Genomic DNA, 5,591 nt, shown 5'->3' with positions numbered 1-5,591 from the left:
GAACACCACGCCACAGAAACTCACCTCCAGCTCCACAGCCCCATTTTCAACGTCGTCGGCTACCTATGCTCCTGCTTACACGCCGCCTCTCAGCACCACGCCTGTTACAGATAGCGACCAGGCGACGCCGCAAGAACAGGAGGTCGACGCCAAGGTCGCGGCAGCGGGGTTGACCGTCACTGACTACCCGTCCGCGCACCTGTTCGTGAAGGCCGCATGCGACACCTTCCCCGGGCTGAGCAACGCGACCGACGGCGGCGTGGACCCCAGCGAATGGCTCGACGGCAACGCCACCAGAGACACCAATGGCGCACGCGTCCATCAGATCGGAATCCCCATCCTCTGTCCCACTTTCGCCAAGGACATCGACGCGGCACTCAAGGGACTTGCGACAAAGTCGGATGGCACCTACGAAGTCGGTCAGGGACCGGGCAAGATCGCACCGGGCAAATGGAAAGCCGTCCGGGCAGCCAACGACTGCTACTGGGAACGCACCAGCGCAACGGGCGACATCATCGACAACAAGTTCGTCACCCACGCGACGACCATGATCATCAACGTACGACGCACTGACGGCAGCGTCACGTTCCAAGGCTGTCCCAAGATGCAGTTCGTCAAGTAAGTAGACCTGCCGAGTCGACAACTGCTGCACTCGGTTGGCACTCACTGCTCCTGGCCAAGGCTGCCGAGTACCGGCGCACCCGGGCGAGTGGAGCCCTCTGGTTCACAGAACTGACCCGCCGCTGGACTCCTTGCACACCGAGCGTAGTTCATGCAGTTCAGGAACGCGGATTGCCGGTTCGCACTCGGAAGATTTCCGGTTCTTTTCCGGTAGATTACCGGTTCGATTGCCCGGTGTTTGTCCCCACGAGCCGTCAAGATCACCCCACGTGAAGTAAGGGGATGATGCTCGTGGTTTTCGCTGTCCGTTGTCTTAGCGGGCTGTCTGCTCGTGATCGGCCGTATGCGGCTCTGCGCCGCGGCCCAGCGATTAGCGTCGCCGTCTGCCCGGCCGAATAGAATGTGGCACCTATCTGCTGGTTCGATCCCGCTGCGAGCATTGGCCCTCGAACGGATGGTTGTGGTAACAAATTCTGGACAGTCGGCTTCGCCCCGACTGACGGTGGTCGGCTCCGCCGATACTTCTGGCGGTGCTGCGGGACTCCGGGCGGTAATCATCGATGGCACGGCAGAGCTCACCGTTGGCGGGATGGCAGCGGGCGGGTTCGGGGTTGAGACCGCAAAGTCGTTCATGGCGGACGAGCCAGCCGGGCGGCTGTGGTTTGTACTGGCATTTGTCTCGGGAATCGCTCTGGTTGCCCTGGGCCTGTGGCTGCGAGGGCGAGCAAGTCGCCAGGTGCGGGTCGGCATCGTCGTCACTGCATCAGACGCTCGGCGTGGGATAGCTCGCGCCCATCAGCTGGAGCAGCAGGCGGAGAAGTACAGCCAAAGCACGTGCACCATCACCCTGAAGACCAGCATCGAGTTGTCCGGTGACGGCGTCTGGGACCGACAGTTGGTCGACGCCCTTGCCGACGAGACCTTGTCAGCAACCATGATGGCCGAACGCATAACACCCGATGCCTTCAGGATCAATCTGATCCCCACCATGCCGTTACACGTTGCGTTCTGGTTCGGCGCCCGACTGGGGTACACCCACGCCCGCGAGGTGGTCGTGCACGCTATCCGGCAGGCGGATGGCGCACCCGCATACTTCGCAGCGACGTCGCTGCGCGCGATCGACTCCAGCGTCGAACCGCTGGATGTCGACCGACTTGAAGCCATCGACGACGGTGACCCGAACAAGGTCGCCCTCGCGCTGGACCTGCAGGGCCGCGGCGACCAGTTCTTCGACCAGGTGATGGCGTCTTGCCACCAGCATGGCTTCGGCTACCTCCTCCGGCTCCGAAGTGCGACGTCACGATTGGTCGAGAACAACACAACCTTCACCGGGGTTGTGGAGCAGACCTGCCGCGCCTGGCGGGAGGCACCGCTGACCGCCGGCGCCCGAACCGGCCACCACGCGATCTTCCTCAGCGGACCGGCCGCGATCGCAGTCGCTCTCGGTGCTCAACTCGCGCCGCCCGAGCACGGACAATGGACCGCGTTCACCTTCGACGCGACCAGCAATTCTTACGAACCCTTCCCAGCCCGAGCCGCGGTCTGACATCGAGGTTCGCGGTGTGGAGACCCTCGCCACTCAGACCTACACTCGGGCGCTCAGCGCCGGACAAACTACTTGGTTCATACTGCCTCTACCCGAGCAGTGTTTCACCGAAACGCCTCACTGAGCCGGTACGCCAAGGCGATTGCCGCTGGCCAGCCGGCGTCGACGAAGGCATGCAGAACTGATCGTATTGCAGTGAGCAAACTGTCATCTGCGACCACGCTTGCACGGAACTCAGCGAGATAGCGTTCGATGAGTGCGGTCGTCTCCGAGGCAGCGATCTGGTCGTAGGTGTAGTTGTCGCCGGTGCCGACTGCTACAGCAGCAACGTGGAAGGCTTTTGCGGGGTCAGCCGGGGCAAGGTTGCTGAGAGCTTCAATTAAGGAGTGGGTGATCGAGGGGTGCTTGAAGTGCGCGAGACCAGCCAGAGCGGACAATGCTCTGGCGACGAAATCCTGGTCGGGAACGCCGTTTTTGCCGTTGAGCGCCGAGGCATAGTTGATGTTGCGGGTGAGCGCATCCGCTGTGATGTAAACCCTGCCCATTAGATCGTTATGAGCGTCCGATTGGCGTATACGCGCCAGTGAGCCGATTGCGGTATCCAGCATGTCGAAGGCTCGCGCCCGCTCCGTGCCCTGTTCTGGCGGTAGCTCGAGCCAGGCCCGTAGATGGGAGAGTGCTTGCCCGGCCGCTGTCGTGGCTGCTGGTTCGGCCAGCCAGGTCTGTGTGAGTTCCAGGGCAGCAGGGGTGCGGTACCGGATGACTAGCGTGAGGGTGAGCGCGGCGAAGATTTCGAGCGACTCGATTTGCTCTGGCGCGCTCTCGGTTTCAGTCAGAAGAACTGACCAAGGTTCCTTCCCGACCAGCGACGACAAAATTGAGTCGACTTCTTCGGGCCGCTCTGCGACGTATCTGAGCAGTTCCCGAACCAGACGCGCAGACACGAGTGGATGCGGTTCTCGCAGAAGGTGATCGCGAACAAGTTTGAATCCCGCTTCATCGTTCAGTGCAAGTAGGTGTGCCACCTGAGCGACATGGAGCCGGTTGACATCATCAGTGTCCTCGAGCCCAGCGGTGAGTACCAAGCGAACCGGTTCGGCGAAGTCTGACGACCGCCAGGCTGGCTGACACCATAGGTAGGTCAGCGTGCTTACGGCAGTTCGTGTCGGGGTCGGTGTCCACGACATCATTGCTGTGCACCTCCCTTTTCTGGGCTTCCGCCTTGCCGAGCCGCAGCGAACAGCAGCGGCATCATCAAGGCTGCCAAGTCAGACTCGGGCGCCAACGGCGCGGCACGAACGAGGTGTTCGATCGCCCGGAAGACCAACTCGGCTCCAGGCTCGTCGTACTCCGGGCCACCGACACCGACTGCCAGCGCCTGACGAAGTGCATGCTCCAGGGCCGATACGTGTTCCGACTCGAGGTTCGGGGGAAGCGCGTCGACGATCTGACGAAGGGTATCGAGCGCCTCGCGTTGCTGGGGATCGGTCAGCGCAGTGCCCTGGTCTTCGAGATAATCGTTCAACGTCAAGGGCTCGACGATCGCAGTGGGATGCTGTGGTCGGAGGATCGAGGGAGGATCTCCGGCCTTCTCCTGCTGCCGTACCCGCTCGGCCAGCGACGTGTCCTGGATCTTCTCGAGGTCGAGGCAGCCGGCGAGTTGGTCGAGCAGTCTTTCCGTTCCCTCGTCGGATGCCTTTACAAGATGTATAGGTGCAGAGAGGATCGCTCGTTCAAGCTCTCGCTGTTGGGCAGTCGAAAGCGTGGGCCCGACCGCCCGGATTAGCGTTCCGGCGGCGGCGCGTGTACCTGAGTGTGCGAGGAGCCCGCCGGACCCTAGGGTCGGCAGGAATGCATGCCCTAGGCGGGTTGGTTTCTCCGCCGCAGCGGACAGGACTGACTGCCAGGCTTCCGGATGTCGGATTCGCGCAACCAGGTCTTCCACGAGCGCACCAAGTTCGACGGCCGGCAGGTCAAGGTTCGGCAGGGCGTCCGCGAAGACCGAGGCGATTGTCTCGGCGACCCCGTGGCCGGGTCCGTATTTGAGTGTTCGACCGATCAGGTCAATCTGGCCCTCGACAGTCCGGAACGTAATGGGGTAGCCGGGTGCGTCGCCATCACACGGCAACGCCGCCTCCAGGACATCAACAGCTCGTGCGATCCCCGCGGCGCGGATGAATCCAGGCATGACCCGACCAACCGCGTACTTGGCCGCGTCGAGCTCCTGTTTGGGTGTCGTCGACATTGAGACGATGCCCTGGAATAACGGAATAGCGTCTTGGCTGTCCTCATCGCTTCGAAGGACCCTCGAGAGCAGATCACGGGCCAAGTCGGGATCAGCACCGGCGATTGTCTCGACTGCGTCCACGAAGCGGAAGAGGTACTGCGGCGGCCACAACGCGGTAATGGCGGGTTGCAGTGTTTGTCGAAGAACGCTTCCGTGTGCATAATCAATGGCGATGGCCTGGGGCAGGAACCGAGCGACGGAACTCCCTAATGCTTCTCGTTCGGCGGGCGCATCGAGAGCGACACGCATTAACGCCGCAACGCAATTCGCCCACACAGCGGCGGCAGGTGCCTGGGGTTTCATCGGCTGCAGCGTGTCGACTTTGATCAAGAGACGGTTGATTTGGTTGACTAGCGTCCGGTCGAAGGTCTTCTGCACCTGCGCGATGCCTTCGGCGAGCACTTCGGCCCACAACTCGATCTTGTCACGGTTTCGCCGCCGGACGGCTTCGTCGTTCGTATCGAGAACTCCGGCTATCCAACCCGTGACAATCGAGAACGTCGCAGGGTCGCTGGCCGACAGACCGACGAGCCATTGCACGTCGGCGCTGACGTCAGCTTCCGAGACGAATATGCGGACGGCCGCGACGCCAGCCAAGCTGTCACCGTGTCGAGCTATAGCTGCCACCACCGCGGCGAAGGTCGAGCGATCGTTGTCAAGATGCCAGAGATCTGCCAGGTGGAGGTCGATGCTGGGCCGTGCAACGAGCACCAGGTTCGGGTCCTCCCTCAACCTGGGCACGAGCTGTGAATCGTCATCGCCGGCCAGGATGAGCGCGGCGACGCTGTAGTCGAAAAGGATGTGATGGGAGTAGGCCATCGAGGGTGATCCGCCGGCCTTCAACCTGCTCGGGACCTCGTTGACGACTCCGTCCCGGACGAGCCCGGTTCTCGCGTCGAGTAGCCCATCGGGGACACACGCACCGCTCGCGCGGAGTACCCGACTTTCCAGCATCGTGACGCTGAGCCGTTCCAAGACCCGGAGACGAGCCGGGCTGTCGGTGTGCCGTGTCACGCGCACGGCCCAGTATTTCTGCAGCAGCTCGAGCTGATCGCGAGCTGCTGCCAGTGAGGCCCGGCTGACACCCGACACCAACAGCTCGCAGGCGAGGCGTAAGTTGAACGGGTTGCGCACGAG

Annotated in this window: 4 protein-coding genes; 2 read left to right on the top strand and 2 right to left on the bottom strand. The window is 62.5% G+C overall.

Features of this window, described 5'->3' with window-relative positions; genetic code table 11:
* The coding region (locus tag ACIRGA_RS40725) for a hypothetical protein (RefSeq protein ID WP_400952897.1) at window positions 1-622 on the top strand (622 nt) is incomplete at its 5' end.
* 588 nt (window positions 623-1,210) lie between these two features.
* Window positions 1,211-2,167 (top strand): SAVED domain-containing protein, encoded by a 957-nt coding sequence (locus ACIRGA_RS40720; protein WP_400952894.1) that lies wholly within the window; start codon window positions 1,211-1,213, stop codon window positions 2,165-2,167.
* Between the two features lie 104 nt (window positions 2,168-2,271).
* Here ACIRGA_RS40720 and ACIRGA_RS40715 read toward each other — a convergent pair whose 3' ends face one another.
* Window positions 2,272-3,111: a hypothetical protein gene (locus tag ACIRGA_RS40715; RefSeq protein WP_400952891.1), complete on the bottom strand. Its 840-nt coding sequence runs from the start codon at window positions 3,109-3,111 to the stop codon at window positions 2,272-2,274.
* 242 nt (window positions 3,112-3,353) lie between these two features.
* Window positions 3,354-5,591: hypothetical protein (locus ACIRGA_RS40710; RefSeq protein WP_400952888.1), on the bottom strand; the 2,238-nt coding region annotated here is incomplete at its 5' end.

This window comes from Amycolatopsis sp. NPDC102389, from assembly GCF_044765885.1.
Classification (GTDB): Bacteria; Actinomycetota; Actinomycetes; order Mycobacteriales; family Pseudonocardiaceae; genus Amycolatopsis.
Note: the sequence above shows the minus strand (reverse complement) of the source record. Positions and strands in the feature narration are given on the sequence as shown.

Coding starts and splice junctions, on each gene's coding strand:
- ACIRGA_RS40720 (WP_400952894.1), top strand. CDS start 1,211: ATGGCAGCGGGCGGGTTCGGGGTTGAGACCGCAAAGTCGTTCATGGCG.